Annotated in this window: 26 protein-coding genes and 1 pseudogene; 6 read left to right on the top strand and 21 right to left on the bottom strand. The window is 68.0% G+C overall.

Annotated features, from left to right (window positions below; genetic code table 11):
* Positions 1 to 342: 342 nt before the first annotated feature.
* Positions 343 to 1650: an adenylosuccinate lyase gene (purB, locus tag IEV99_RS16805; protein ID WP_188518887.1), complete on the bottom strand. Its 1308-nt coding sequence runs from the start codon at positions 1648 to 1650 to the stop codon at positions 343 to 345.
* Between the two features lie 173 nt (positions 1651 to 1823).
* Here purB and IEV99_RS16800 point away from each other — a divergent pair, with 173 nt between their 5' ends.
* Positions 1824 to 2675 (top strand): DUF6065 family protein, encoded by an 852-nt coding sequence (locus IEV99_RS16800; RefSeq protein WP_188518886.1) that lies wholly within the window; start codon positions 1824 to 1826, stop codon positions 2673 to 2675.
* A gap of 12 nt (positions 2676 to 2687) precedes the next feature.
* Here the strand turns inward: IEV99_RS16800 and rpe are convergent, their stop codons facing one another.
* From rpe to IEV99_RS16770, 6 genes and pseudogenes are all read right to left on the bottom strand, one after another.
* Positions 2688 to 3365, bottom strand: a complete 678-nt coding sequence (rpe, locus tag IEV99_RS16795) for a ribulose-phosphate 3-epimerase (RefSeq protein WP_188518885.1) — start codon at positions 3363 to 3365, stop codon at positions 2688 to 2690.
* A 47-nt stretch (positions 3366 to 3412) separates the two neighbouring features.
* Positions 3413 to 4090: an EF-hand domain-containing protein gene (locus IEV99_RS16790; RefSeq protein WP_188518884.1), complete on the bottom strand. Its 678-nt coding sequence runs from the start codon at positions 4088 to 4090 to the stop codon at positions 3413 to 3415.
* Positions 4091 to 4180: 90 nt separating this feature from the next.
* Positions 4181 to 4729: a hypothetical protein gene (locus IEV99_RS16785; protein ID WP_188518883.1), complete on the bottom strand. Its 549-nt coding sequence runs from the start codon at positions 4727 to 4729 to the stop codon at positions 4181 to 4183.
* A gap of 23 nt (positions 4730 to 4752) precedes the next feature.
* Positions 4753 to 5193 (bottom strand): hypothetical protein, encoded by a 441-nt coding sequence (locus IEV99_RS16780; RefSeq protein WP_188518882.1) that lies wholly within the window; start codon positions 5191 to 5193, stop codon positions 4753 to 4755.
* Between the two features lie 49 nt (positions 5194 to 5242).
* Positions 5243 to 6184 (bottom strand): annotated as a pseudogene (locus tag IEV99_RS16775) (hypothetical protein); the annotation flags it as partial.
* Positions 6185 to 6199: 15 nt separating this feature from the next.
* A complete protein-coding gene (locus IEV99_RS16770) occupies positions 6200 to 6745 on the bottom strand; it encodes a hypothetical protein (protein ID WP_188518880.1) in 546 nt (181 codons plus the stop codon).
* A 259-nt stretch (positions 6746 to 7004) separates the two neighbouring features.
* On the opposite strand from IEV99_RS16770, the gene IEV99_RS16765 reads away from it, so the two are divergent.
* The gene (locus IEV99_RS16765; RefSeq protein WP_188518879.1) at positions 7005 to 7514 is read left to right on the top strand and encodes a hypothetical protein; all 510 of its coding nucleotides are present in this window, start codon (positions 7005 to 7007) and stop codon (positions 7512 to 7514) included.
* On the opposite strand, the gene IEV99_RS16760 is transcribed toward IEV99_RS16765, so the two are convergent.
* Positions 7439 to 8416 (bottom strand): hypothetical protein, encoded by a 978-nt coding sequence (locus IEV99_RS16760; protein WP_188518878.1) that lies wholly within the window; start codon positions 8414 to 8416, stop codon positions 7439 to 7441. The two genes, IEV99_RS16765 and IEV99_RS16760, sit on opposite strands and share 76 nt — an antisense overlap.
* A 256-nt stretch (positions 8417 to 8672) precedes the next feature.
* Between IEV99_RS16760 and IEV99_RS16755 the strand changes: the two genes are divergently transcribed.
* Entirely contained in the window at positions 8673 to 9914 is a 1242-nt protein-coding gene (locus IEV99_RS16755) for an NAD(P)/FAD-dependent oxidoreductase (protein ID WP_188518877.1), read from the top strand.
* A gap of 107 nt (positions 9915 to 10021) precedes the next feature.
* Here IEV99_RS16755 and IEV99_RS16750 read toward each other — a convergent pair whose 3' ends face one another.
* Both IEV99_RS16750 and IEV99_RS16745 read right to left on the bottom strand, forming a co-directional pair.
* Positions 10022 to 11026, bottom strand: coding sequence for a P1 family peptidase (locus tag IEV99_RS16750; RefSeq protein WP_188518876.1), 1005 nt, complete (start codon positions 11024 to 11026; stop codon positions 10022 to 10024).
* 77 nt (positions 11027 to 11103) lie between these two features.
* The gene (locus tag IEV99_RS16745; RefSeq protein ID WP_188518875.1) at positions 11104 to 11328 is read right to left on the bottom strand and encodes a hypothetical protein; all 225 of its coding nucleotides are present in this window, start codon (positions 11326 to 11328) and stop codon (positions 11104 to 11106) included.
* Positions 11329 to 11455: 127 nt separating this feature from the next.
* On the opposite strand from IEV99_RS16745, the gene IEV99_RS16740 reads away from it, so the two are divergent.
* Positions 11456 to 12184 (top strand): cytochrome c biogenesis CcdA family protein, encoded by a 729-nt coding sequence (locus IEV99_RS16740; protein WP_188518874.1) that lies wholly within the window; start codon positions 11456 to 11458, stop codon positions 12182 to 12184.
* Here the strand turns inward: IEV99_RS16740 and IEV99_RS16735 are convergent, their stop codons facing one another.
* The 11 genes from IEV99_RS16735 to IEV99_RS16685 all read right to left on the bottom strand — a co-directional run bounded on the left by IEV99_RS16735 (position 12185) and on the right by IEV99_RS16685 (position 23383).
* Entirely contained in the window at positions 12185 to 12649 is a 465-nt protein-coding gene (locus IEV99_RS16735; RefSeq protein WP_188518873.1) for a GNAT family N-acetyltransferase, read from the bottom strand. It abuts the gene before it with no gap.
* On the bottom strand, positions 12646 to 13659 hold the full coding sequence (gene bmt, locus IEV99_RS16730; protein WP_188518872.1) for a betaine--homocysteine S-methyltransferase: 1014 nt from the start codon (positions 13657 to 13659) through the stop codon (positions 12646 to 12648). Before bmt ends, IEV99_RS16735 begins: the two co-directional genes overlap by 4 nt.
* Positions 13660 to 13834: 175 nt before the next feature.
* Positions 13835 to 14953: a branched-chain amino acid ABC transporter substrate-binding protein gene (locus IEV99_RS16725; protein WP_188518871.1), complete on the bottom strand. Its 1119-nt coding sequence runs from the start codon at positions 14951 to 14953 to the stop codon at positions 13835 to 13837.
* A gap of 139 nt (positions 14954 to 15092) precedes the next feature.
* Positions 15093 to 15452: a DUF6867 family protein gene (locus tag IEV99_RS16720; RefSeq protein ID WP_188518870.1), complete on the bottom strand. Its 360-nt coding sequence runs from the start codon at positions 15450 to 15452 to the stop codon at positions 15093 to 15095.
* 64 nt (positions 15453 to 15516) lie between these two features.
* Positions 15517 to 16284: an ABC transporter ATP-binding protein gene (locus IEV99_RS16715; RefSeq protein WP_188518869.1), complete on the bottom strand. Its 768-nt coding sequence runs from the start codon at positions 16282 to 16284 to the stop codon at positions 15517 to 15519.
* Positions 16281 to 17183: an ABC transporter ATP-binding protein gene (locus IEV99_RS16710; RefSeq protein ID WP_188518868.1), complete on the bottom strand. Its 903-nt coding sequence runs from the start codon at positions 17181 to 17183 to the stop codon at positions 16281 to 16283. Before IEV99_RS16710 ends, IEV99_RS16715 begins: the two co-directional genes overlap by 4 nt.
* Positions 17183 to 18748 (bottom strand): high-affinity branched-chain amino acid ABC transporter permease LivM, encoded by a 1566-nt coding sequence (livM, locus tag IEV99_RS16705; protein WP_188518867.1) that lies wholly within the window; start codon positions 18746 to 18748, stop codon positions 17183 to 17185. Before livM ends, IEV99_RS16710 begins: the two co-directional genes overlap by 1 nt.
* 4 nt (positions 18749 to 18752) lie before the next feature.
* Positions 18753 to 19667 carry a branched-chain amino acid ABC transporter permease gene (locus tag IEV99_RS16700; RefSeq protein ID WP_188518866.1) on the bottom strand — a complete coding sequence of 305 codons (915 nt, stop codon included), beginning with the start codon at positions 19665 to 19667 and terminating at the stop codon, positions 18753 to 18755.
* Positions 19668 to 19958: 291 nt separating this feature from the next.
* A complete protein-coding gene (locus IEV99_RS16695; RefSeq protein ID WP_188518865.1) occupies positions 19959 to 20969 on the bottom strand; it encodes a 4-hydroxyproline epimerase in 1011 nt (336 codons plus the stop codon).
* Between the two features lie 95 nt (positions 20970 to 21064).
* Positions 21065 to 22297: an FAD-binding oxidoreductase gene (locus IEV99_RS16690; RefSeq protein ID WP_188518864.1), complete on the bottom strand. Its 1233-nt coding sequence runs from the start codon at positions 22295 to 22297 to the stop codon at positions 21065 to 21067.
* A 162-nt stretch (positions 22298 to 22459) separates the two neighbouring features.
* Positions 22460 to 23383, bottom strand: coding sequence for a dihydrodipicolinate synthase family protein (locus tag IEV99_RS16685; protein ID WP_188518863.1), 924 nt, complete (start codon positions 23381 to 23383; stop codon positions 22460 to 22462).
* A 212-nt stretch (positions 23384 to 23595) separates the two neighbouring features.
* Here IEV99_RS16685 and IEV99_RS16680 point away from each other — a divergent pair, with 212 nt between their 5' ends.
* Positions 23596 to 24303 (top strand): GntR family transcriptional regulator, encoded by a 708-nt coding sequence (locus IEV99_RS16680; protein ID WP_188518862.1) that lies wholly within the window; start codon positions 23596 to 23598, stop codon positions 24301 to 24303.
* A 189-nt stretch (positions 24304 to 24492) separates the two neighbouring features.
* Positions 24493 to 24996 (top strand): flavin reductase, encoded by a 504-nt coding sequence (locus tag IEV99_RS16675; RefSeq protein WP_188519709.1) that lies wholly within the window; start codon positions 24493 to 24495, stop codon positions 24994 to 24996.
* The last annotated feature ends 2 nt before the right edge of the window (positions 24997 to 24998 follow it).

The raw sequence follows: 24998 nt of genomic DNA, 5'->3' as shown, positions 1-24998 counted from the left end.
AACCGCTCCCGGTCATCAGCTCATGTGCAACCGGACTCAATTCACTCCGTCATCCCCGGCGGCGCGGAGCGCCGGGAAGGGGATCCAGGGGTGAGCGCCTTTGCCCCTGGATCCCCTTCCCGACCTGCTGCGCCGGTCGCCGGGGATTACGGCGAGGCGCGAGGACATCGGGGCCATCCTCCCGTCATTGCGAGCGACAGCGAAGCAATCCAGCCTAACGTCGGGCATTTAGACTGGATTGCTTCGCCTCCGGCTCGCAATGACGGCGAGGCGCACGGAAATACTGGTTCTCGTCCCGTCGGCTGGAGGTCACGCCGATGTCGGCGCGAATTCCTCGAGCAATCACGCCTCGCCGAACACGCGCCGGAAAATCGTATTCACGTGCTTCAGGTGATAGCCGAGGTCGAACTTTTCCTCGAGCTCCCGCGGGCTGAGCGCCTTGGAGACGTCCGGGTCGGCCTTGAGCAAAGTGAGGAAGTCGCCCTGGCCGCGCCAGACCGGCATCGCATTGCGCTGCACCAGCCGGTAGGCGTCCTCGCGTGACACGCCCTTTTGCGTGAGCGCCAGCAGCACGCGCTGGGAGTGGACCAGCCCGCCCAGGCGGTCGAGGTTCTTTTGCATGTTCTCCGGGTAGACCAGCAGCTTGTCGACCACGCCGGTGAGGCGGGCGAGGGCGAAGTCGAGCGTCACGGTGGCGTCCGGGCCGATCATCCGCTCCACCGAGGAGTGGGAGATGTCGCGCTCGTGCCAGAGCGCCACGTTCTCCATGGCGGGCAGCGCATAGGCGCGGACCATGCGGGCGAGGCCGGTGAGGTTCTCGGTGAGCACCGGGTTGCGCTTGTGCGGCATGGCCGAGGAGCCCTTCTGGCCCTCGGAGAAATATTCCTCCGCCTCCAGCACCTCGGAGCGCTGCAGGTGGCGCACCTCGATGGCGAGGCGCTCGATGGAGGACGCCACCACGCCCAGCGTGGCGAAGAACATGGCGTGGCGATCACGCGGGATCACCTGCGTGGAGACCGGCTCCACGGCGAGCCCCATGGCCTTGGCGACGTGCTCCTCCACGCGCGGGTCGATGTTCGCAAAGGTGCCGACCGCGCCCGAGATCGCGCAGGTGGCGATCTCGCGGCGGGCGAAGACGAGGCGCTCGCGGGCGCGGCTGAATTCGGCGTAGGCCTCGGCCAGCTTGAGCCCGAAGGTCACCGGCTCGGCATGGATGCCGTGCGAGCGGCCGATGGTGGGCGTCATCTTGTGCTCGAAGGCGCGGCGCTTGAGGGCGGCCAGCAGCGCGTCGATGTCGGCGATCAGGAGGTCGGAGGCGCGCGCCATCTGCACGGCCAAGCAGGTGTCGAGCACGTCCGAGGACGTCATGCCCTGGTGGATGAAGCGCGCGTCCGGTCCGACGAACTCGGCCAGGTGCGTCAGAAAGGCGATGACGTCGTGCTTCACCTCACGCTCGATGGCGTCGATCTTGTCGACGTCGAAAACGGCCGCGCCGCCCTTGTCCCAGATCGTCTTCGCGGCTTCCTTGGGGATCACGCCCAGTTCCGCCAGCGCGTCGCAGGCATGCGCCTCGATTTCGAACCAGATGCGGAAACGGGTCTCGGGCGACCAGATGGCCACCATCTCGGGGCGGCTATAGCGCGGGATCATGGGCGGTCCTTTCGGGCATCACCGCGCCGGTAGCATGGGAGGGGGGCTGGGGCAATGCGGGGAGAGGCGAGCGTACTGCGCATACGGCCTTGTGAGTTGATGAATGTTATCTCTGGAAACCCGATGTGAACGGTTTTGGGCGAGCTTGACTGGCCAGCCCGAGGGATATCGCGATGTCCGCAATCGAAGTTGAAGCCGAAAGCGCCCCGATCCTCGAGTGCTTCTTCGAGCACGAGGAAAGGCCCGCGCTGGTTCCCGGCCGCTCCGAGCGGGCCTGGATGGACAAGACCCACCAGCGCTTCGCCTACAGGTGCACGCCGCTCGCGATCGCCAATGCGAGCGGGTGGGAGTTGCACGCGCCGGTCGGGTTCTCGGCGCATTGGACAGGCGGGGACCTCAAGGAGGACCTGCTGATCACGCCGGACGACCCAGACAACACGCGCGCGAGCCGGCTGGCGGTGAGCGCCTTCGGGCATGGCGTGCTGACCTTCCATCCCGGTTATCTGTTTCGTACTTCGCCGGGCTGGGCGCTTTGGACGCGTGGCGCGCCCAACACCGTGAAAGATGGCATCGCGCCGCTGGACGGGCTGGTCGAGACGGCGTGGCTTCCATTCACCTTCACGATGAACTGGAAATTCACCCGACCGGGCTCGATCCGCTTCGACGCCGGGGAGCCCTTCGCGTTTCTGATGATGACCCCGCACCGCATGCTGGATCGGATCCAGCCCGTGCTGGCGCATCTGGACAGCGAGCCCGGCCTGAAGGCCGCCTCGAAAAGCTGGGCTGAAAGCCGCATCGACTTCAACCAACGTCTCGCGGCTCGCGAGCCCCAGGCCGTGAAGGAAGGATGGCAGCGCAACTACGTGCAGGGGAAGGACCCGACCGGTTTCGCTACGCCCGATTACCACCTGACCAAGCGCAAGCTCAGCGCGCCCGCGCCTCTGCAGGGCTGCCCCGTTCCGGCGACCCCATCGTCCAAACAGCCGGTGAAGAGCCCGACCGGCAAGCCGCGCCGCGGTCGGTGAGGCGTTGGCTTTTCAGGCCCGCGCCTTTTGCCCAGCCTCACGAATAGCCGCGATATTGGCAGCATAGGCTTGGGGCGTGCCGCCCTTGAAAACGGCCGAGCCCGCGACGAGCACGTCCGCGCCGGCTTCGGTGACCAGCGGGGCCGTGTCGGCCGTAACGCCGCCGTCGATCTCGATGTGGATCGGCCGATCTCCCACCATGGCCTTCACGCGGCGGACCTTCTCGACCACCTCGGGAATGAAGGCCTGTCCGCCGAACCCCGGGTTCACGGTCATCAGCAGGATCAGGTCGAGATGCGGCAGCACGTATTCGAGTACGCTTTCGGGCGTCGCCGGGTTGATCGACACCCCGGCCTTCTTGCCGTGATTGCGGATGGCTTGCAGCGAGCGGTGAAGGTGCGGACCGGCCTCGGCATGGACCGTAACGATGTCGCAGCCCGCCCGGCAGAACGCGTCGATATACGGGTCCGCGGGCGCGATCATCAGGTGCGCGTCGAACACCTTGTCGGTGTGGCGGCGCAGCGATCGGATCACGTCCGGGCCGAAGGTGATGTTCGGAACGAAGTGCCCGTCCATCACATCGAGGTGAATCCAGTCTGCGCCCGCGGCGGCGACATCTCGGACTTCCTCGCCGAGGCGCGAGAAGTCGGAGGCCAGAATGGACGGGGCGATCAGGAGCGGCTTTTCCATCCTCCGCGCGTAGCATCGCGCGCGGCGTCAGGCAATGGCTCCGCCTGTCAGGCGGAGGTCGCCGTTCCGGTCGCCCCGAGGGTGCGGTTGTAGGCCTGCACGGCCCGCATCGCGAGGGCTTCAAGATTGGGCTGCGTGCTCTTCACGGCGGAGCGGCCACGCTCCTGGCCGTTGCGCGAGGCGTCCAGCGCGGCCGCGATCTCGTCCTTGCTGATGGAGCCGTCGCCGTTGCCGTCGAAGCTCTTCATGAGCTGGTCGGTGAGGGACAGCTGCGATCCATCCTGCGCGCCGCTGGCGGGATTTGGTCGGCGATGGCGCTCGCCTGGGCCGATGGCCGAGAGTTCGTCCGCCGAGAGCGAGCCATCGGCGTTCTTGTCGAGCTTGCCGAACAGCGTGGAGGCGACGTTGTCGGTGGTCGTTCCGGCCGCCTGAGCCTGGATCTCCAGGAGGCCGCCCTTGGACTTGTCGAGCGACTTCAAGAAGTCGCCGAACTCGGTCTTGGAAACGCCGCCGCTGGTGTCCGAGTCCATCTTGGCGAGGAGCTGGGTCGGGTCGAAACCTGCCGGGCCAGCGGCGCCGCCCGGCATATTCTGCCCAGTGGAGGCAGTCTCGCCGGTCGAGCCGGTTTCTTGCTTGTTATGATGCTTTTTGTGGGGTTTGAACGCGTCCAGCAGGCTGGAGAGCGTGGAAGCGGCCCCTGCAGCGGCCAAAATGGGAAGCGCCATGGTGTTGCCTCATGCGCGACGCGCCATCGTGACGCGGTCCGTCGCCAGACACGTCGCAAGGCTGGCGCCAGCTTGCGGAGGGCTCGTCGCTCAAGCCGAGCGCCGCTGCCCGACGCCGTCGCGGCCCTCGTCCTGGGCGGCGCTGAGCCACGTCTTGATGGAGAGGTGCAACCGGTCGAGCCAGCGCTCGACGCGCTGGGCGTTGGCCTCGGCCCGCAAGGCTTCCTGATTGGTGACCGCCAGTCGCGACAGCAGGGACTCACGCTGGCGCTCGCGCTCCTGCAAGCGCTTCTCGAGCTCGGCCGCATGGGCCTCGACGACGCGGATGCGCTCCTCGGCGTCGCGCACCCGGTTCTCGCCGCGCAGCCGCTCCTCGTTGATGGCCTGCATCAGCTCGCGCGCCTGCGCCTCGCACTCGATACGGCGGCGGTCGAGCGCCTGGCTCCAATCGGCCGCACGCTCGATGATATCGAGCGTATTGGACCAGTCGCGCTGTTCGGGCTTGCTCAAGGAGGCGTTTGCCTGCGGATCGGTTCGCCGCGCTCCCGCCTCGCCAGGGTCCTGGCCCGCCATGATCATCGGGATGAGCTTGCGCAGCTCGACCTCCAGCCTGTCATGCGCGTCCGACTTCTCCTGCATGGGCGCCCTCCCAGCGGCCCGGATCAACGCTGCGACGAACCCTGGCGGGGCGTGAAGCCTTCCACGATCGCGGCGTGAAAGCGCTCGAGCCAACCCTCCGCTTCGGCGGCGCGCCGCTCGGCGGTCTCGGCCCGGGCCGTGATGGCGGCGATCTGTTCCTCGCAGCGGCGCAGCTGCGCCTCGTAGTGGCGGCGCGCTTCGGCGGCTGCGCCTTCCAGGCGCTGGTTCTGCTGCTCGGCGACGCGCACGGCCTCGAAAGCCTCCTGCATCAGATCCAGCGCCGCGCCCCAGTCGCGGCGCGAATCGGCCGGCGCTTCCTGGGTGTGACGGACCCCCAGCATCCGCGCCATCTGGGCGTAGTCCGGCGTGGGCGGGGCCGGCGGGACAGCGCGCGCGAGGGCGGCCGCGGAGCTGTCGATCGGGGTGGCGGCGGCGAGAGGCTCGAGAACGGACGGGCTGGTCATGTTGGGCTCCGATAAGCAGGAGTGAGCGCACCGGCGCTGGCGGCGGCTTTCAGGTGGCGGTTTCGGTCAGTTCGATCCGACGCATCTGGGCCTCGACGGCGGCTGACTTCGGGTCGTCCGCGGCTGCGAGTGCGGCGGCGGCGGTCGCCACCGCGGCGCTGGCCGTCGCCAGGCCGGCCACTGTCGCGGAGGCCTGATCGCCGGCATGGCGCGGCTCCTGCTCGGAGCGGCGTCGCAGGCTGGCGAATTCCGACTGGAGCCGCGCCCGGCTTTCGCGCGCGATGGTGAGGGCGCCTTGCGCCAGGGAGCGCTCGGCCCGCTCGCCCTGCAGGGCGTTTTCAAGACGACGGTTGGCGGCCTCCAGGGCGGCGCGCTCCTCGGCGTTGCGCGCCTTCAGCTGCTCGACCCGATCCGCCAGCACCTGCGCCTGCGCGCCGGCAGCCTCGAGTTCGGCGGCCTTGAGGCCGACCGCGCCTTCCAGCGTCTCGATCTTGGCGACGAGCTCCGCGTTGGTGGCGCGCAGGTCGGCAAGCGCGTCCAGGGCGCGTTGAGCCTCGTCCTGCGCGGCCGCTACCTTGCGGGCGTAGGCAGTGTTGTCCAGAGCCGCCACTGCGGCCGCCTGCTCAGCCAGTTGCACGCGCTCGACCTTATCGCGCAGATGCTCGCGCGTTTCGGAGAGCGTTTGCAGCGTCGACGCGAGGCGCGAGCCGAGGCCTTCGCTCTTCAGGGTGAGAGCGGCGATTTCGACCGATGCGGCGGTTTGCTCGCCTTCGCGCTGCATCTCCAGCCGCTGGCGGCGGGCGGTCTCCTCGGACAGGCCGCTCTCCAGCCGGCCGGCGCGCGCCGTCTCATCCGCGAGAAGCCGTTCGAGCTCGTCGCGGCGGGCCGTGAGCTCTCCGATGCGGCGCACCTGATCGTCAACCGCGCGGGACAGCCGCTCGTTGTCCCGCGCGAGCATGGCGGCCTGCGCTTGCGCTTCGGCGAGGCGCTGTTCGAGCTGGGCGACTCACTGCCCCTGCGTAAGCGTCTGCGTGCGCAGCGCGCCGCATTCGTCGGCCAGTGCGCGGCTGCGCTCGGTTTCGTCGTCGTTTTTGCGGCGGAGCGCCTCGGCGGCCTCGCTCTGGCTGCTCAAAGCCAGCCGCAGTTCGGTGATCGTCTCCTCGGTCTCGCGGGCCAGCGCTTGTTGCCGCGCCAAGGCGGCGGCGCTCTGGGCGGCTTCGTCCGTGGCCTTAAGAGCCGCAGCGGCAGCCTCGTCGCGTTCGCGGCGCAGGTCACGGCCGAGCTGCAACTCGCGTTGGAGCCCAGCCTCCGCTTCGGCGAGGCGGGCCTGCAACTGAGGGTGTCGATCGAGGAAGTCGTCCATCGGCCGCACGAGCCGGGCGAAATCGGTGGACAGGCTCTTCAGTTCGTCAAGCCGCGCCTCCATCGAGGCGATGCTCAGGCGAACCGTTTCGGCCTGCTCGCCTACGACGTCCAACGCCGGGGTCGGCGCTGGCCGCTTGCGGCTCCAGATCTTGCCAAGTTGCCTGTCGATCAAGGTCCATTGCGCCATCAGGCCGCTCCGCGGTGCGACTCACCTGCCGAAGAGCATGATGTTGTTTTTTACACTTATCAATTCTTGTGGCTGGAAACCGCAATTCTGATTGTGGATGATGAGCCGGCGCGCCGCGATTGCTGGCCCTGATCGTGTTGACACCGGCCTTACCGGATGTCGACCTGATGGAGGCCGCGAATCTTTGGAGCCGCGCCCGTCAGAGAAGCCGTTCGGGGACCGAATGCACAGCCCGCCGCTCCCGCCAAGCGAACACCGCGTGGTTGTCCCGTTTCCGAGCGAACGGACGGCCGACGGCGGCGACGACCCGACCGGAGCCTGGGCGTCAACGCTCAGCCTGACGCACCACGCGACGGAGCGGATGCGCGCGCGTCGGCGACTTCTGTCCGAAGCCGAAGAGCGGCTGCGGGACCTGCGCGCAGCGCTGGACGACGAGAGGCGAAACTCGCTCCAGAAGATCAGCGCGGTGGAGCACGCCGCCATGCGCGCCGAGGCGCGGGTCGACGCCACTACCGCCGCCATCGCGATGGTGGAGGAAGCGATCCAGGGGGCGATCGACGGCATCCGGGCCGCTCATGAGAACATCCGCGACGCGGCAGTGCGTCAGCAGCACGCCGAAGCCTGGCTGCGGCGCATCCAGCGCGCCATGGAGAACGGCGCGCACGACCTGGTCGCCCAGGAGCTGGGCGAGCGCTACGACGCGGGCGCCGGAGCTGACGCGTTTCGGACCCACTTGGCCAGCGGGGCGACCGCCAGCGGCGCGCAGTAGATCGGAAACTGCAGCAGCGAGAAGAACAGGTACGTATCGGGCGGGCAGGCGGCTCCCATGGCGACGATCAGGAGCCCGGTGTTGCGCATGCCGGAGCCGAGGCCGAGCACGAACGAGTCGGGGCGTCCGAGACGCCACAGGACCAGCATCGTGACGGCCAGACCGGTGACGCAGGTGAGTGTCGCCACCACGAGATAGAGCGCCACCTTGGCGGGCGACGCGAGCGCCGCCGCGATTACGCCGTCCATCGCCGCAATGGCGAAGACCAGATAAAGCACGACGAAGACGCCGTCGAACTCGTGCTTCAGGGCGGCGATGCGGGCTGGCCCGACCAGGCGTCGCAGCGCGAAGGCGCCCAGGAATGCGCCGCCCAGCATCCACAGCAGCCGCAGGCTGAGCACCGCGGGATCGAGCGGCACCACGGCGCCGGCAACCAGGGTGGCGAGCGGAGGCGAGACCAGCGGCGTCACCGCCATGGTGAGCACCAGCAGAGCGACCGGAACGCTGTTGTCCATGCCCAGCAGCGATGTATAGGCGGCAAAGCCCATCAGAGGCGGGGATGCGGCGACCAGCGCCAGGCCAAGCAGCAACCCGGGATCGACCGCGGCCCGCCCGACCACCGCAAGCGCGATCAGCACCATCACGGGCATGGCGGCGGTCACCCACAGCCAGGACAGCGCGACCCGCCCGGGTTGCTTCAGCGCACGCCGCACGCCCGCGAGGTCGGCGCGCGCGAAAGTCAGGACCACGAACACGAAGATTGAGAACGGCAGAACAGGCCGCATCGTGGAGGCGAGCCCCGGCAACGCGAGGCCGACGAAGATCGAAATCGCGAAGCCCAGGGTGCCATAGCGGCCCATTGTGGCGAGCGCGCGGGAAAGGGAGGCGAAAGCGGGGGTCATCGGGCGGATCGCATGGACGTCAGGGGGCAGGATTGGCGGGAGCGGCAGAATTCACCGCCAAAGGAGAGGACGACGCTCTGCAATTGTGCAACTTGCCTTAGGTTCACGCCAATGATGCAGCACCTTCTTGGAAATGTCGTTAGATTGCGTCGCGAGGCGAGCGGCGCGATCCTTGCTGGCGTGACGTTCGGAGTGGGAGACGGCGGGTGCAGGCCCTAAACTCCCGGCAATCGAGCATGGGGCGGCGGAAGAAGCAATGCAGCGCGATGTCGTGGTGTTGGGCGCCGGGATCGTTGGTCTCGCGACGGCCCTGAAAATCCAGGAAAAAGGCCGCTCGGTGGCCATCGTCGACCGCGCCGGCGCGGGCGAAGGCACGAGCTTCGGCAATGCGGGGATCATCGAGCGGGCCTCGATCTTTCCCTATGCGTTCCCGCGCAAGCTCAGCGATCTCATTCGTTACGGGCTGAACCAGACGCCGGAAGCCTATTACCACCTGTCCTACCTGCCCAAGATCGCGCCGTGGCTGGCGCGCTACTGGTGGAATTCGTCGCCGGCCGGCCACATGGCGGCCATGCGGGCGTCGTTGCCGCTGATCGAGCGGTGCCTCGCCGAGCACGAGCCGTTGATCGCCGCCGCCGGCGCCGAGCACCTCATGCGGCGCACCGGCTGGATCAAGATGTTCCGCGGTGAGTCCAAGTACAAGGCGGCCGCCGAGGACGCCAAGCGGCTGACGCCCTTCGGGCTCAAGTTCGAGTTCCTGGACGGCAAGGGCCTGCGCGAGCGCGAACCGCACCTGACCGAGGACGCCTACGGGGCGATCCACTTCAAGGACCCGGCCTGCATCTCAGACCCGGGCGGCCTGTCGCGCGCCTACCTGCACCTGTTCGAGAAGCGCGGCGGCGCGCTGCTGGCCGGCGACGCCCGCTCGTTGCAGCAGGATGGCGCCGGCTGGACGGTGAAGACCGAGGCGGGCGTCGTGCATGCCCGCGAGGTCGTGACGGCGCTGGGCCCCTGGTCCGACGTCGTGTTCAAGCCGCTTGGCTATGACCTGCCATTGGCGGTGAAGCGCGGCTACCACATGCATTACAAGCCGGCCGGCAACGCGGTGCTCAACCACACGCTGCTGGACGCAGACAACGGCTATGTGCTCGCCCCCATGGACCGGGGGATCCGCCTCACGACCGGGGCCGAGTTCGCCGATCGCGACGCGCCGCCGAGCCCGGTGCAGATCACCCGGACGGAGCCACGGGCGCGCAAGCTGTTCCCGCTCGGCGACGCCGTGGACGCGCATCCGTGGATGGGCTCCCGGCCCTGCACGCCCGACATGCTGCCGATCATCGGCGAGGCGCCGCGCCACAAGGGCCTGTGGTTCGCGTTCGGCCACGCCCATCACGGCCTCACGCTGTCGGCCGTCACAGGCCGGCTGATCGCCGAGATGATGACGGGCGAGACGCCCTTCACCAATCCCGAACCCTACCGGGCGCAGCGCTTCCTGTGAGCCGCTAGAGCGGATTTCGACCTGTTTGCAACAGGTCGTCCGCTCTAGCTATTTGTTTCTGCATCATCTTTGTCCACCAACCGTTGTCCACTTGGCGGGATGATGCTCTAGGGCGTCACCATGATGCGCCCGAACCTGTCCTTCCAGGCCGGCAGCGCGCCGGGGAAGGGCAGGGCCGTCGCTTCGAAGACGCCGCGCGACACTGCGCGGGCGAGGCAGTCGGCAGCCGCAACCGCAATTTCGTTGAGCGCATAGGCATCGGCCGGTGCGGGCCTGCGACCGGTGGCGGCCGCGAAGACGATGTCGCCGTCGAGCGGCGTGTGCGCGGGCCGGATAGCGTGGGCAAGCCCGTCATGCGCCGCCACGGCGATGCGCTTGCATTGCGCCTTGGTGAGCATGGCGTCGCAGGCGACAACCGCGATAGTGGTGTTTTCGCCCGGCCCGCCCTTGAGGCGCAATCGAAGCGCTTCACGCGTGACGCGGACAGGCTGGCCGAGGCCGCCGAACTCGCCGTTCTCCTCGTAAGGCGCGGCCCAGAACTGTGGTCCGTCGCCGATCGTGACGCTTCCGACAGCGTTCACGGCCACGATGGCCCCCACCGTGTAGCCGGACGGCGTCACCGTGCTGGCCGAGCCCAGCCCGCCTTTGAGGGTTGCGGTTGTCGCTCCGAAGCCAGCGCCGTGCGTTCCAAGCGCGAAATCGGCACGAGCGGCCTCGCAGGCCGCGATGCCGAGCTCGAAATAGGGCGGCTTGCGGCCCCAATGCTTGTCACCGCCATTGGCGAGATCGAACAGGATGGCTTGCGGGACGATCGGCACCGTGAGGTCGCGGATGCGGAACCCGCGTCCGCGCTCGGCCAGTACGGCCTGGACGCCGCCGGCCGCATCCAGCCCAAAGGCGGAGCCGCCCGACAGCACGATGGCGTCAATGGCTTCGACTGTCTTGTCAGGCTCGAGCAGCGCCGTGTCGCGGACGCCCGGCGCGCCGCCATGGGCGGCGTAGCTCGCCGGCGCCGGCGCTTCTAACAGGATCGCGGAGACGCCGCTGGCGACCGCCGCATCATGGGCGTTGCCGACGAGGACGCCAGGGACATCTGTGATGAGATTGCGCATGGGCGCAGTGTTGGGACAACGCCGCCCGGAAGCAAGGGCGCGACGGCCTGAGCCGCTACGCTCCTCGTCGGTTAAGCTTAGCCCTGCGGCTGCTGCTGCTGGTTGCGCTGCTGCTCCTCGCGCTTCTGCTTCTTGGCCTTGTGGTGGCCGATGGCGCAGCCGGCGACGGCGCCGAGCTTGCCGTGGCCGGCCACATGACCGGCGACGCCGCCCACCACGGCGCCGGAAAGGCAGCCGGCCGCCTGAGCAGAGCCGGCCGTTGCGAGGAAGGCGACGGCGACAACAGCGAAAGTGATGCGCATCTGAGGCTCCCGATCCGAGTGCAGGAACAACTCTCGTCGGCTCGTTTTGGTTCGGCCGGCCGTGCTCACGGCATCGGGAACAACCCTTGGCTTGGCCGCGGCCGGGGAAGGGCGTAGACACGGGCGCATGACCGACGTCTCCTTTCCGGCCGCCGTTGTCGCCGGCCTGCTCAGTTTCCTCAGCCCCTGCGTCCTGCCCCTGGTGCCGCCCTATCTCTGCTTCCTCGCCGGCACGACCATCGAGGACCTGGCCGAGGAAGGCGAGCGCGCGGCGCGGCGGGACGTGATGCTGGCGTCGTTGTTGTTCGTGCTCGGCTTCGCGACCGTGTTCGTGATGCTGGGCGCGACCGCGTCCGTGCTGGGGCAGTTCATCCGGCAATACATCCAGACGCTCTCAATCGTGGCAGGCGTCGCGATCGTGCTGATGGGGTTGCACTTCCTCGGCGTGTTCCGCTTCGCCATGCTGTACCGCGAGGCGCGGCTGAGCGTGGAGAAGCCCATCGGGCTATGGGGCGCATATGTGATGGGTCTTGCCTTCGCGTTCGGCTGGACGCCGTGCATCGGGCCGATCCTGGCGTCCATTCTGGCCGTGGCCGGGACCGAGGACACGGCCCTGCGCGGGGCGACGCTGCTGGCCTTTTACTCGGCAGGGCTCGGCATTCCGTTTCTGCTCGCAGCCTTCGGATTGGAGCAGTTCACCGGCTTCATGCGGCGATTCCGCAAACGCATGGGCATGGTGGAAAAAGCCATGGGGGCGCTGCTGGTGGTGACCGGTCTCGCGTTCCTCACCGGCTCCTTCACCGAGATCTCGTTCTGGCTTTTGGAGACCTTCCCGGCGCTGGGCCGGCTGGGCTGATCACAGCTCCAGCTTCAGCCCTTCGTGGCTCGCCTTGAAGCCGAGCCCGTCATAGAAGCGCAGCGCGTCGGCGCGGCTCTTGTCGGACGTGAGCTGGACGAGGCCGCAGCCGCGCGCGCGGCATTGCTCGATGGCCCATTCGAACATGCGCCGCCCCAGGCCGCCGCCTCGGTGCGACGCGGCTATGCGGACGCTCTCGATCTGCCCGCGCCAGAGACCCAGCCGCGACAGGCCCGGGATGAAGCTGATCTGCAGGCAACCGATGATGCCGTTTCCGTCGCTCACAACGGCGAGCAGCTGGTTGGGATCGCGGTCGATGGCCGCGAAGGCGTCTGCGTAGCGGCGATCCAGCGGCAGGCCGGGCTTCTCGCGCGCGGCTCCGAGGGCGTCGTCGGCCAACAGGTCCACGATGGCGGGTACATCCGCCGCAAGGGCGCGACGGAACGTGACCTGGCTCCCGCTCACGCCTCGGCCGTCTCGGCGGCTCCGCGACGGCCCGAGCGGGCGCGGCCGGCCGAAGCCTTGGGGCGTGTGATCGGCCCGAGGCTGGCTTCCACGGCCTCGATGCTGGGCCGCTCGGCGGCCGTCAGCGTGTCCAGCGCCTGCCGCATGGCCGCGATGTGGGCCGGAGACGTGCCGCAACAGCCGCCGACGATGCGCGCGCCAGACGCCACCGCGAGGCGGGCGTACTCGGCCATCAACTCCGGCGTGCCGCCGTAATGCACATGGTCGCCATGCAGCACCGGGATGCCGCAATTGCCCTTGGCCACCAGCACGTCGCTGGGCGCCGCGCCGCTCATCGCGAGCACGGAGGCGACGAGATCGCCCGGGCCGATGCCGCAATTCGCCCCGTAGGCGAGGGGCTTGCGCGGCAGGGTCTGCGCCAGCGCGGCGAGGCCCTCGGGCGTCATACCCATCATGGTGCGGCCGGCGGTGTCGAAGCTCGCCGTGAACACGTAGGGCAGGTCGGCCTCGATGGCGCCGCGGGCGGCGGCCTCAAGCTCCTCGGGGGCCGACATGGTCTCGATCCAGGCGACGTCGGCGCCGCCTGCCTTCAAGCCGCGCGCCTGCTCGGCGAACGCCGCCACCGCGCTCGCCATGGTGAGCGCGCCGAGCGGCTCGAAGAGCTCGCCGGTGGGGCCGATGGAGCCCGCCACCACGACGGTGCGACCGGCCTCGTCCGCGACCTTGCGGGCGATGGAGGCCGCGAGGCGGTTCAGCTCGACGGCGTTGTCCTGCAGGCCATGCAGCTTCAGGCGGAAGCGGTTCGCGCCGAAGCTGTTGGTGAGGATGATGTCGGAGCCGGCTTCCACGAAGCGGCGATGGAGGTCAGCCACCTTGTCGGGGCTATCGGTGAGCCAGCTTTCGGGCGCCTCGCCGGACATCAGCCCCATGTCGAAATAGTTGGTGCCGGTGGCGCCATCGGCCAGTAAACAGCGGCGTTCGGCGAGGAGGCGGGACAGCGGGTCGGACATCGGCGGGCCTTCGTGAAAGATCGACGCTTGGCGCATGCTTCCCTTAGCACCGCGGCAGGGTTTTGCAAAACGGACGATGCGGGTGTTTTGAGGAACGCTGGTGGGCGCTGACGTCCGCTCCCAACGAAAAAGGGCGCCCCGAGGGGCGCCCTTCCGCTCAGCCGTGGGGCTGAGCTTACTTGTTCTCGACGTAGGTGATCTTGCCGTCGGCGCCCTTCTTCCAGACATACATCGTGTAGTCCGGACGGGTGATGTCGCCCTTCTTGTCATAGGCGATGTCGCCGATGACGGTCTTGAACGGCTTGCCGGAGTGCATGACCTCGGCGACCTTCTTGGGGTCGAGAGACTTGGCCTGCTCGGCGGCGGCGGCGATGATCTGCACGGCGGCGTAGCTGTAGAGCGTGTACGCCTCCGGGTTGAACTTCTTCGCCTCGAACTTCTTGACGATCTCCTTGGCTTCCGGACGCTGGCGCGGGTCCGGCGGGAAGGTCATCAGGGTGCCTTCGACGCCGGGGCCGCCGATCGTCGCGAACTCGTCCGATGTGATGCCGTCGCCGGACATCAGCACGGCCTTGACGCCCTGGTCGCGCATCTGGCGCACGATCAGGCCGCCTTCGGTGTGCAGGCCGCCCCAATAGACGATCTCGGCGCCCGAAGACTTGATCTTCGAAACGAGGGCCGAATAGTCCTTCTCGCCCGTGTTGACGCCCTCGTAGAGGACTTCCTTCACGCCGGCCTTGTTCATGGCCTTCTTGGTCTCGTCGGCGAGGCCCTGGCCGTAGGTGGTCTTGTCGTGAACGACCGCGACCTTCTTGCCCTTGAGCTGCTTGGAGATGTACTCGGCCGCAACCGCGCCCTGCTGGTCGTCACGACCGCAGGTGCGGAACACGTTCCACATGCCCTTCTCGGTGATCTTCGGGTTGGTGGCCGACGGGGTCACCATCAGCATGCCGTTTTCCTGATAGACGTCCGAAGCCGGGTTGGTGACGCCCGAGTTGAAGTGGCCGACCACGAACTTGACGCCGTCGCCGACGAACTTGTTCGCCACCGAAACGCCCTGCTTGGGATCCGACACGTCGTCGCCGGTCGAGAGGACGATCTTCTGGCCGAGGATGCCGCCCTTGGCGTTGATGTCCTCGATGGCCTGCTCGACGCCGTTCTTCAGCTGCGCGCCGAAGGCTGCGTTCGGGCCGGTGATCGGGCCGGCGACGCCCATCTTGATCTGTGCGTTGGCGACGCCCGACATGGCCATCACCGCGCCGAGCGCGATGCCGGTCAACAGCAGTTTCTTCATTGATCTTCCCCTCTGGTCGATGGTCCCGTGGGACCCGGTTTCCCGGAGAACTCCGCACGTGGGTGGCGGATCATTGCGCCTTTTCCAGTGGGTGTCATCCGAAAAGCAAAGCCTTCGCCAGCCAATTTTCGAGCGATTTTCAGGCGTTTGCGGCGCTGCGCTCGCGCCAGCTGAAAGGCCCGGTCTTCTCGTAGAGCCAGCGATACTGGGTCGTCATCTGCTGGGTGCGCTTGTAGCGAAAGCCAAGGCCGCCGGCGATCAGCAGCAGGATGGTGTCGACCACGTAATAGTGCCCGGACAGCAGCGTGCCCTCGAACAGCGCGAAGTGGATGAAGCGGACCGCCATGCCGAGGATCAGCATGTAGGGGACCACCATCCAGGCCGGACGCCAGGTCTGCGCGATGGACTTGCCCGACGCCCAGGCGGCCGCGCCTCCCATGATCACCGACACCAGGAGGAACAGGCCGATGGAGCTTTCCTCGTAAAGAACGCCTTGCATGGTTTCCTCGGAGCTAGGGCGGGGTCGAGCGCAGCGCGGCGGCTCGCTCGACCATCGTGCGGGGCTAGTGGTGGCCGCCTTCGAGATAGGCGGCGCGCACCTGTGGGTCGGCGAGCAGCGCCCGCCCGGTGCCCGACATCGTGATGACGCCGTTGACCATGACGTAGCCGCGATGCGCGAGCTTCAGCGCATGGTAGGCGTTCTGCTCCACCAGGAAGACGGTAAGGCCTTCCGAGCGGTTGAGCTCGCGGATGGCGTCGAAGATCTGCTTCACGATCAAGGGTGCGAGGCCAAGCGAAGGCTCGTCCAGCAGCAGCAGCTTCGGCCGGGCCATCAGGGCGCGCGCGATGGCGAGCATCTGCTGTTCGCCGCCCGACAGCGTGCCGCCACGCTGGTCCACGCGCTCCTTGAGTCGCGGGAACAGCGTGAACATGCGCGCGAGGTCTTCGTCGAAATGCGCGAAGTTGTTGATCGACGCGCCCATCTGCAGGTTTTCGTAGACGGTCATGCGCGGGAAGACGCGCCGGCCTTCGGGTGACTGCGAGATCCGCAGGCGCGCGATCTCGTGCGTCGGCATCTGGGTGATGTCCGTCCCCGCGAAGGTGATGCGGCCCTCGCGCGCTCGCGGCGAGCCGAACACCGTCATCATCAGGGTCGACTTGCCGGCCCCGTTGGCGCCGATGATCGTGACGATCTCGCCCTGGTTGACGTCGAGGTCCACGCCTTTCAGCGCGATGATGTTGCCGTAGTAGGTCTTCACCCCGCGCACGGTCAGCAAGGGCTGGCCGGGCGCAATGATGGCGGCGGGAGCGTCGGTCGCGAGGGCGCTCATCGGGTCTGCTCCGCAACCACCTGTTCGGCGACGGTCTCGACCTCGGCCTCGACCTCTTCGACCTCCTCGTCCTCGACGCCCAGATAGGCGGCGATGACTTTGGGATCGTTCTGGATGTCCTTGGGCGCCCCGTCCGCGATCTTGGTGCCGTAATCCAGCACCACAACGTGGTCGGAGATCTGCATCACCACCGACATGTCGTGCTCGATCAGCAGCACGGAGGTGTCATGGTCAGTGCGGATCGAGCGCAGGAGCGTGTTGAGCTCCAGGCTCTCGCGCGGGTTGAGGCCGGCGGCCGGCTCGTCCAGGCACAGCAGCACCGGGTCGGTGCACATCGCGCGGGCGATCTCGAGCCGGCGCTGGGCGCCGTAGGGCAGCTCGCCGGCGGCGTCATCGGCGCGGTCGGTGAGGTCGATCTTGTCGAGCCAGTACTTGGCGCGCTCAATCGCTTCCTTTTCACGCGCCTTGTAGCCGCCGATCCCGAGCACGCCCAGGATGGTCATCCCGGAGGCGATCATCAGCGGGTTGTGCTGAGCAACCAGGAGGTTCTCGAGCACCGTCATGCCTTGGAACAGGCGGATATTCTGGAAGGTGCGGGCGACCTTGGCCTTCCAGTTGATGCGGAAGTCCGGCAGGCGCTCGAGCAGGAAATCGGCCCCGCTCGGATGCGTGAGGGTGATCATGCCCTCGGTCGGCTTGTAGAAGCCCGTGATGCAGTTGAACACGGTGGTCTTGCCGGCGCCGTTGGGACCGATCAGGGCCGTGATCTCGCCGCGGCGGGCCACAAAGGAGAGGTCGTTGATCGCCACGAGCCCGCCGAAGCGCATGGTGAGGTGGTCGACCTGGAGCAGCGGGGCCGCCGACACGGCCGGGGAGGGGGAAGCGATGGCGGACGACATCAGCCGTGACCCTCCTTCACGAGCGAACTCGACACCGTCTTGCGCTCCTTCAGGAAGGCGGTCGGCTCGCGTGTCGAGACGAGGCCGCGCGGCTTCCACAGCATGATGACGACCATCGCGAGGCCGAACAGCAGCGTCCGGTACTGGGCCGGGTCGAAGCTCTCACCGAAGATCTGCTTCAGGAATTCCAGCTCGCGTAGGATCTCGAAGCCGCCGACCAGCGCGATGGACGAGACCACGACGCCGACGAGGCTGCCGGCGCCGCCCAGCACCACGATGGCGAGCACCTGGGCGGATTCGATGAAGGTGAAGCTCTCCGGGCTGATGAAGCCCTGGCGAGCGGCGAAGAAGCAGCCCGCGAAGCCGCCGAACATCGCCCCGATCGCGAAGGCGGTGAGCTTGGTGTTGGTGGTGTTGATGCCGAGCGACCGGCACGCGATCTCATCCTCGCGCAGCGCCTCCCAGGCGCGGCCCACCGGCAGCTTGCGCAGCCGCAGCGTCACGTAAGCGGTGAGCAGAGCGAGCGCGAAGATGACGTAGTAGAGGAAGATCGTTCGGTAGATTGGGCTGAACTCCAGCCCAAACACGGCCGCAAAGCCCGTATCGGACGCGTTGAACGGAATGCCGAAGAAGCTCGGCCGCGGGATGGTGGAGAGGCCCGCATAGCCGTTGGAGAAGTCGACCCAATTGATCAGCACGAGGCGGATGATTTCGCCGAAGGCCAGCGTCACGATGGCGAGATAGTCGCCCCGCAAGCGCAGCACCGGGAAACCGAGGATGATGCCCCAGAGGGCGGCCAGCAGGCCCGAGATCGGCAGGCAGACCCAGAAGGCCCAGACGCCGAGCGCCGGGAAGGTCTCGGGGATCACCTTGGTGGCGATTAGCGCGTAGCTGTAGGCGCCGACCGCGTAGAAGGCGACGTAGCCGAGATCGAGCAGGCCGGCGAGGCCCACCACGATGTTCAGGCCCCATCCCAGCATCACGTAGATGAGGATCTGGATGCCGAAATTGTCGATCCACTTGATGGACCCGCCGGGGCCCGCAAGCGCCAGCATGGCCATCGGGTAGACGGCCAGGAAACCCAGCGCCACCGGGCCGGCGTAGCGGGTGACCACCGCCCAGCGCGCCTTGGCGGCCGGGGAAAGCGGCGTCGTGACGCCGGCGGTCTCCACCCGGCGCTCCCAAACCATGCCGGCGATCAGCAGAAGAAGGCCGATGGTGAACACGGTGGCGGCGAAGCCGTCGAAGGCCGCGTTCACGGCGCGCCCGAGCCCGCCGAGCAGGGTGAAGCACCCCAGCACCAGCAGCGTGCGGGTGAGCTTGTTGTCGAAGTAGATCTGCACGAAGCGGGCGATGAACACCGCGATGCAGAGCAGCGCCACCCAGCTCCAACGCGGCACGAGCACGAGCTCGTTGGCCATGTTCTGCTCGGTGCGCAGCGCGAGGATCGGGAAGGAGAGCCCCAGCGTAATCAGCGCCGCGAAGCCGCCTTCGCGGACGGCGCGGGACAGGAGGGCGCCGGCCGCGGGGCGGACGGGAACCTGTGCGTCGAGTGTGGCGGCCATGGTCTCAGACCTTCTCGACTTCGGGCCGGCCCAGCAGGCCGGTCGGCAGGAAGATCAGCGTGATGGCGAGGATCGAGAACGCCGCCACGTCCTTGTAGTCAATGGTGAAATAGGCCGACCACATGGTCTCGATGAGGCCGATGAGGAGGCCGCCTATCACCGCGCCCGGCAAGGAGCCGATGCCGCCCAGCACCGCTGCCGTGAAGGCCTTCACGCCCGGAACGAAGCCGTCCGAGAAGTTCACTACGCCGTAGTACATGAGGTACATGACGCCCGCGACGGCCGCCAAGGCCGCCCCGATCACGAAGGTGATCGAGATGGTGCGGTCGACGTCAACGCCCAGCAGCGCCGCCATCTTGCGGTCCTGCTCGCAGGCGCGCTGGGCGCGGCCAAGAGGCGTCTTCTGCACCAGCCACCAGAACACGGCGAGCAGCACCACGGTCACGACCATGATGACGATCTGCTTGTAGGCCAGAACCACCGTGGTGGAGCCTTCGCCCATGAGCACGAAGTTGCCCTGGATCATCGGGGGCAGCGGCTTGTTGCGCGGGCCCTGGATGACCTGCACGAGGTTGGACAGGAAGATCGACATGCCGATCGCCGAGATCAGCGGGGCGAGGCGGAAGGAGCCGCGCAGGGGCCGGTAGGCGACGCGCTCGATCGTCCAGTTCCAGAGGCCCGTCAGCACCATGCCGAGCAGCAGCACCAGCACCAGCGCGGGCACCACGGCCACGCCGAGCCAGGCCGTGAAGACCATGAAGAGGATGAGGGCGATGAAGCCGCCGACCATGAACACGTCGCCATGGGCAAAATTCACCATGCCGATGATGCCGAAAACCATCGTGTAGCCGATTGCGATCAGGCCGTAGATGGACCCCAGCGTCAGCCCATTGATGAGCTGCTGCAGGAAAACTTCCATGATGAAACGCCACTCCCCTCTTTCGCCCTCCCGCGCTCTGACGGCGCCGTAGAGGGCGGCTCGGTCCGGCAAGCAAGGCGCATGCCCGGACCAGGCTAACTCTCACCAAAGTCTTACCAAGGCCCCTGCTTGGCGACAATGATCAGCGGTCACAATCCCGACAAAAAGCAGAAAACGCGGCCAATAGCGGCTTTGAAGACGAATTCATGCGCGCGAGCACCCGTATGGCGGGAATCTCGCAAGTCGATGCAAGGCGGGAGGCCCCCATGCGGATCGCGCTGGGCTGATATGTCAGCCGCGATCCTTCACCTGAAAGCCGTGCGCGAGCGGGTCGCGATCGTCAATGAAGATGGTGTTGTAGCCGGTCATGCGGGCCCAACCCTCGATGGACGGCACGATGGCGTCGTAGTCGCCCATCCGGACCGCTTTCTCGACGCGCCCCTTGAACAGGGTGCCGATGATCGATTCGTGCACGAACTCGTCGCCGACTTTCAGGCGGCCGAGCGCGGCCCATTGGGCCATGCGGGCCGAGGTGCCGGTCCCGCAGGGTGACCGGTCGATCGCCTTGTCGCCATAGAACACGGCGTTCTTGGCATGCGCTCCCGGCACGGTGGGCGTCCCGGTCCAAAGCACGTGCGACAGGCCGTTGATGGCGGGGTTCTCGGGATGCACGAAGTCGTATTTCGCCCTGAAGGCTGTCCGCACTCTCGGGCTCCAGCGCAGGATGTCGGAGGGATCGACATGTTCGAGGCCCGGGAAGTTCTTCTGCGGCTCAACGATGGCGTAGAAATTCCCGCCATAGGCCACGTCGGCGACGATTTCGCCCAGCCCTTCGACTTCGGCGGCGATCTGCCGGGAGTGGAGGAAGGACGGCACGTTGGTGATGCGGACACTGTCCACATATTGCCCGTTCTGCTCGTATCGCGCCTCCACGAGGCCGGCAGGGGTGTCGATGCGCAGAATGCCGGGCTCACGCGGGGAAACCAGCCCGCGCTCCAGCGCCATCGTGACGGTCCCGATGGTCCCGTGCCCGCACATCGGCAGGCAGCCGGAGGTCTCGATGAACAGGAAGGCGATGTCGCAATCCTCACGCGTCGGCGGGTAGAGAATCGCGCCCGACATCATGTCGTGGCCGCGCGGCTCGAACATCAGGCCAGTACGGATCCAGTCGAACTCCGCCAGGAAGTGGGCGCGCTTCTCCACCATGGTGCGCCCCTCCAGCCGCGGCCCGCCGCCGGCCACCAGCCGCACCGGGTTGCCGCAAGTATGGCCGTCGACGCAGAAAAACGTGTGGGTCGCCATGGGGTTGGTTCCGGGTGTGGTGCTTATGAGTCAACTTGAAGTGGCGGTGGCCTTCTCCCAGGAGGAGAAGGACGCCCGCGCCGCGGCTGTTTCCATCAAAACCGCTGCGGGCTGAAGCGCGCAAGGTCGATCGGGGGCGAGCGACCGGCAATGAGGTCGGCGACCAGCGCGCCGGTGACGGCCGATTGCGTCAGGCCGTAATGCCCGTGGCCGAACGCGTAGATCACGTCCGGGGCAGCGCGCGCCGGGCCGATCACCGGGAGGGAATCCGGGATGGACGGGCGAAACCCCATCCAGGTGGACCCGCTCTCGAAGGGCGGCATGTCGCGGATGTAGCGGGTCGCCTTGGCGTAGAGCGCGCGGGTGCGGGCATGGTTGGGCGGCAGCGCCAGCCCGCCGAGCTCCACCGCGCCGCCGACGCGCAATCCGCTGTCGAGTGGCGTGGCGACGAAGCCCTGGCCGTCGAACGACACCGGGCGGGACAGCAGGCCCGTGACGCCCGGGAAGCTCACATTGTAGCCGCGCTCGGTGTCGAGCGGCACAACGTCGCCCAGCGAGGCGGCGAGGGGCCTGGACCAGGCCCCGGCCGCGATCACGACCCTGTCCGCCGTCAATGTGTCGCCCGACCGCATGACGAGGCGGACGGGCGGGCCGGGCTCGACCGCGCGGATGTCGGCCTTCTCGAAGTGAATGTCTCGCGCCATCGCGGCGTCGAACAGCGCCTGCGTGACTTGGCGCGGGTCGCTCACATGGGCGGCGTCGGGGAAAAACGCGGCCGCGACGATCTGGTCGCTCAGCGCAGGCTCCAACTGGCGCAGCTCGGCGGCGTCGAGCAGGTCGCACGCGATGCCAAGCGCGCGTTGCTTGGCGAAATGCCCTTTGGCGCGCCTGAAGGCGGCTTCGTCGTCGAACACGAAGAGCCCGCCGCGACGGTGGATCAGCTTGCCGAGCCCGAGCCCGCCGGAAAGCCTGGTCCAGGCCGGCATCGCAAGCTTCTGGAGTGAAACCAGCGCCTCGACCGAGCGGGCGAGGTTCTCCGGCCGGGAGGCCCAGACCAGCCGCGCCAACCACGGTAAAATCGGGATCAGGTAGCTCGGCCGGATCGCCAGCGGCCCAAGCGGATCGAGCAGGAACTTCGGCACGCGCCGCAGCATCTTGGGAGACGCAATGGGGTCGATATCGGTATGCGCCAGCCAACCGGCGTTGCCCTGCGAGGCGCCCGCCGCCGGACCCTCCCGGTCGATCACCGTGACGCGATGCCCCTCGGCCGCCAACGCATGTGCGCTGGCGAGACCGACGAGCCCGGCTCCGACGATGGTGATCTTCATGCGCGCTCTCGGTTATCTTGTACGAAGACCCTCACCCCAACCCTCTCCCCGTCCCGGGGAGAGGGGGCACTTCGCGGGTGCGGCGCGGCTCTTCCCTTCTCCCCGGCGACGGGGAGAAGGTGGCCGAAAGCAGCGAGGTCGGATGAGGGGGCCGGCCCAGCGTTATTCCGCCGCGATCTTGGCGGCCGGGAGCTGCGGGCGGTTGGCCAGCGCCTTGGCGACGATGGCTTCCACGCGGGCGCGCTCCTCGCCGACCAGGGGCAGGCGCGGGGCGCGGCAGCGGTCGTTGGAGTTGGTGGCCAGCGCCTCGACGAGCTTGATGTTCTGGACGAGCTTGGACGACACGTCGAGGTCGAGCAGCGGCTGGAACCAGCGGTAAATCGCCACCGCCTCGGCGAGGCGGCCCTGGCGCATCAGGTCGTAGATCGCGACCGTCTCGGCAGGGAAAGCGCAGACGAGGCCCGCGACCCAGCCGACGGCGCCCACTGCGAGGCTTTCCAGCGCCAGGTTGTCGACGCCCGTGAAGACCTGGAAGCGGTCGCCCACGGCGTTGAAGATCTGGGTGACGCGGCGCACGTCGTCGGAGGACTCCTTGACGGCGACGAAGAGCGGGTCGGCGGCGAGTTCGCCCAGCATCGCGGGCGTGATGTCGACGCCGTAGCTGACCGGGTTGTTGTAGATCATCACCGGCTTGCCGCCGGACTTCGCGACCGCGCGGTAGTGGGCCATCGTCTCGCGGGCGTCGGACTTGTAGGGCACGCCCGGCAGGATCATGAAGCCGTCCGCGCCGGCCTTGGCGCCGGCTTCCGCAAGTGCCTGGGCGCGGCGGGTGGAGCCTTCCACGACTGTCAGCAGCACCGGCACGGAACCGCCCGCGACCCGGATGGCGGTGTTCAGGACTTCGACCTTCTCGGCCGGCTCAAGCGTGGAGGCTTCGCCCAGCGAGCCGCACACGATCAGGCCATGCACGCCCGCGTCGAGCTGCAGCTTGAAGCAGCGCTCCATCTCGGCGATGTCGAGACGGTCGTCAGCGGTGAACTTGGTGGTCACGGCGGGGAAGACCCCGGCCCACTTCTGGCTGCTCATCTCGCCATCTCCTGTTGTGCTGTGGTTGGTATATCTGTAATATATCACTGTCGCGTGAGCGTCAACGCGGTCTTTGTGGGAGCCGAGTCTAGGGGCGGATCTTCCCACCGTCATCTCCGGTCGCTCCGGATGGGCGCGCCATGCGCCGGCGGAAAAGGGAGGAAGAGCCCTGCCCAGACTAAGCGGGCTGCGGCTCTGGAGAGGTGTCGAGGGTGGACCAAACGATCAGCACCGAGCCGACCAACCTGGAAGCCGGGCGTGGCGGCGTCTTGTCGCCGCATCCGGGCGAAACCCTCGCGGATCGCGCCTACCGGCTGATCGAGGACGAGATTGTGCGCCTGGCGCTCGCGCCCGGGCTGCGGCTCACCGAGCAGGACCTGGCGGCGAGGCTCAATCTGGGTCGCACGCCGGTGCGCGAGGCGGTGCAGCGGCTTGTGGCCGATGGGTTGCTGGTGGTGTTTCCGCGCAAGGGCATGGCGGTGGCGGCCATCAACCCGCTCGACGTGCTGCTGGCGCTGGACGCGCGCGCAGCGCTGGAGCGGGTCGTCGCCGTTGCGGCGGCGCGGCGCGCCACGAAGACGCAGCGCGATCAACTCGCCGCCATCGCGGCCGAGATGACGGCGGCCGCCCGCGGGGGAGACGCCGCCGCCTATATGCGGGCGGACCAGCGTTTCGACGGGCTGCTCGGCGATGCGGGCGCCAACCCGTTCGCCCAGCGCGCCCTGGCGCCGCTGCAGAGCATGGCGCGGCGCGGTTGGTATTACTTCCGGCGCGAGCAGGATCTCGCGGCGTCTTCGCGCCTGCACGAGGCGGTGGCGGCGGCGATCGGGGCGCAGGACGCGACCGGAGCCGCCGCGGCTTCCGACGCCCTGATCGCCCATGTTCGGGACGGATTGAAGCTCGCGCTCGCCGAACTTTGACGCTTGTCAGGTCGGCCGCCCCATTCTGGCGCGAAACGGACGCCCCCCGAACCGGGCCCGCTGGCCCTTGCATTGCCTGTCTGGGCTCCGGGCCCTATCTTGGCCTCTTGCGGAGCGAATTCCCCCATGACCCTTCCCCTGCGCGTCTCCACACTCGGCGGCCTTGCCGCGGCAGGCCCGGGCGCAGCCATGGGCGAGGGCTCCCCGGTGTCTGAAGAACAATCGCTCGTCTACCGCGAGGGCATGAGCCGGCTCGCCGCCGCGGTGAACATCGTTACGACGGATGGCCCGGCCGGCCGCGCCGGCTTCACCGCCACCGCGGTAGCGTCGATCTCTGATCGGCCGCCGACGTTGCTGGTCTGCCTCAATCGCGCGAGCGGGTCGGCGGCGCGGCTCATCGCCAACGGGGTGTTCTGCGTGAATACGCTGGCGGCCGAGCACCGGGCGCTGGCCGAGGATTTCGCCGGCCGCACCGGCCTGCACGGGGAGGCGCGCTTCGAGCGCGGACAGTGGGGCGTGTTCGAGACCGGCGCGCCGCTGCTCCTGGACGCGCTGACGTCGTTCGATTGCCGCCTCGTCGAGGTGAAGGACGTCGCCACCCACCACGTGCTGATCGGCGAGGTCACGGCCGTGCGCCTGGGCGGCGCGGAGCCGAGCCTCGTCTACGTCCACCGCCGCTATCACGACGTCTAAGA

It is taken from the genome of Alsobacter metallidurans, from assembly GCF_014636935.1.
GTDB lineage: Bacteria > Pseudomonadota > Alphaproteobacteria > Rhizobiales > Beijerinckiaceae > Alsobacter > Alsobacter metallidurans.
This window is presented reverse-complemented; position numbering and strand designations above follow the sequence as displayed.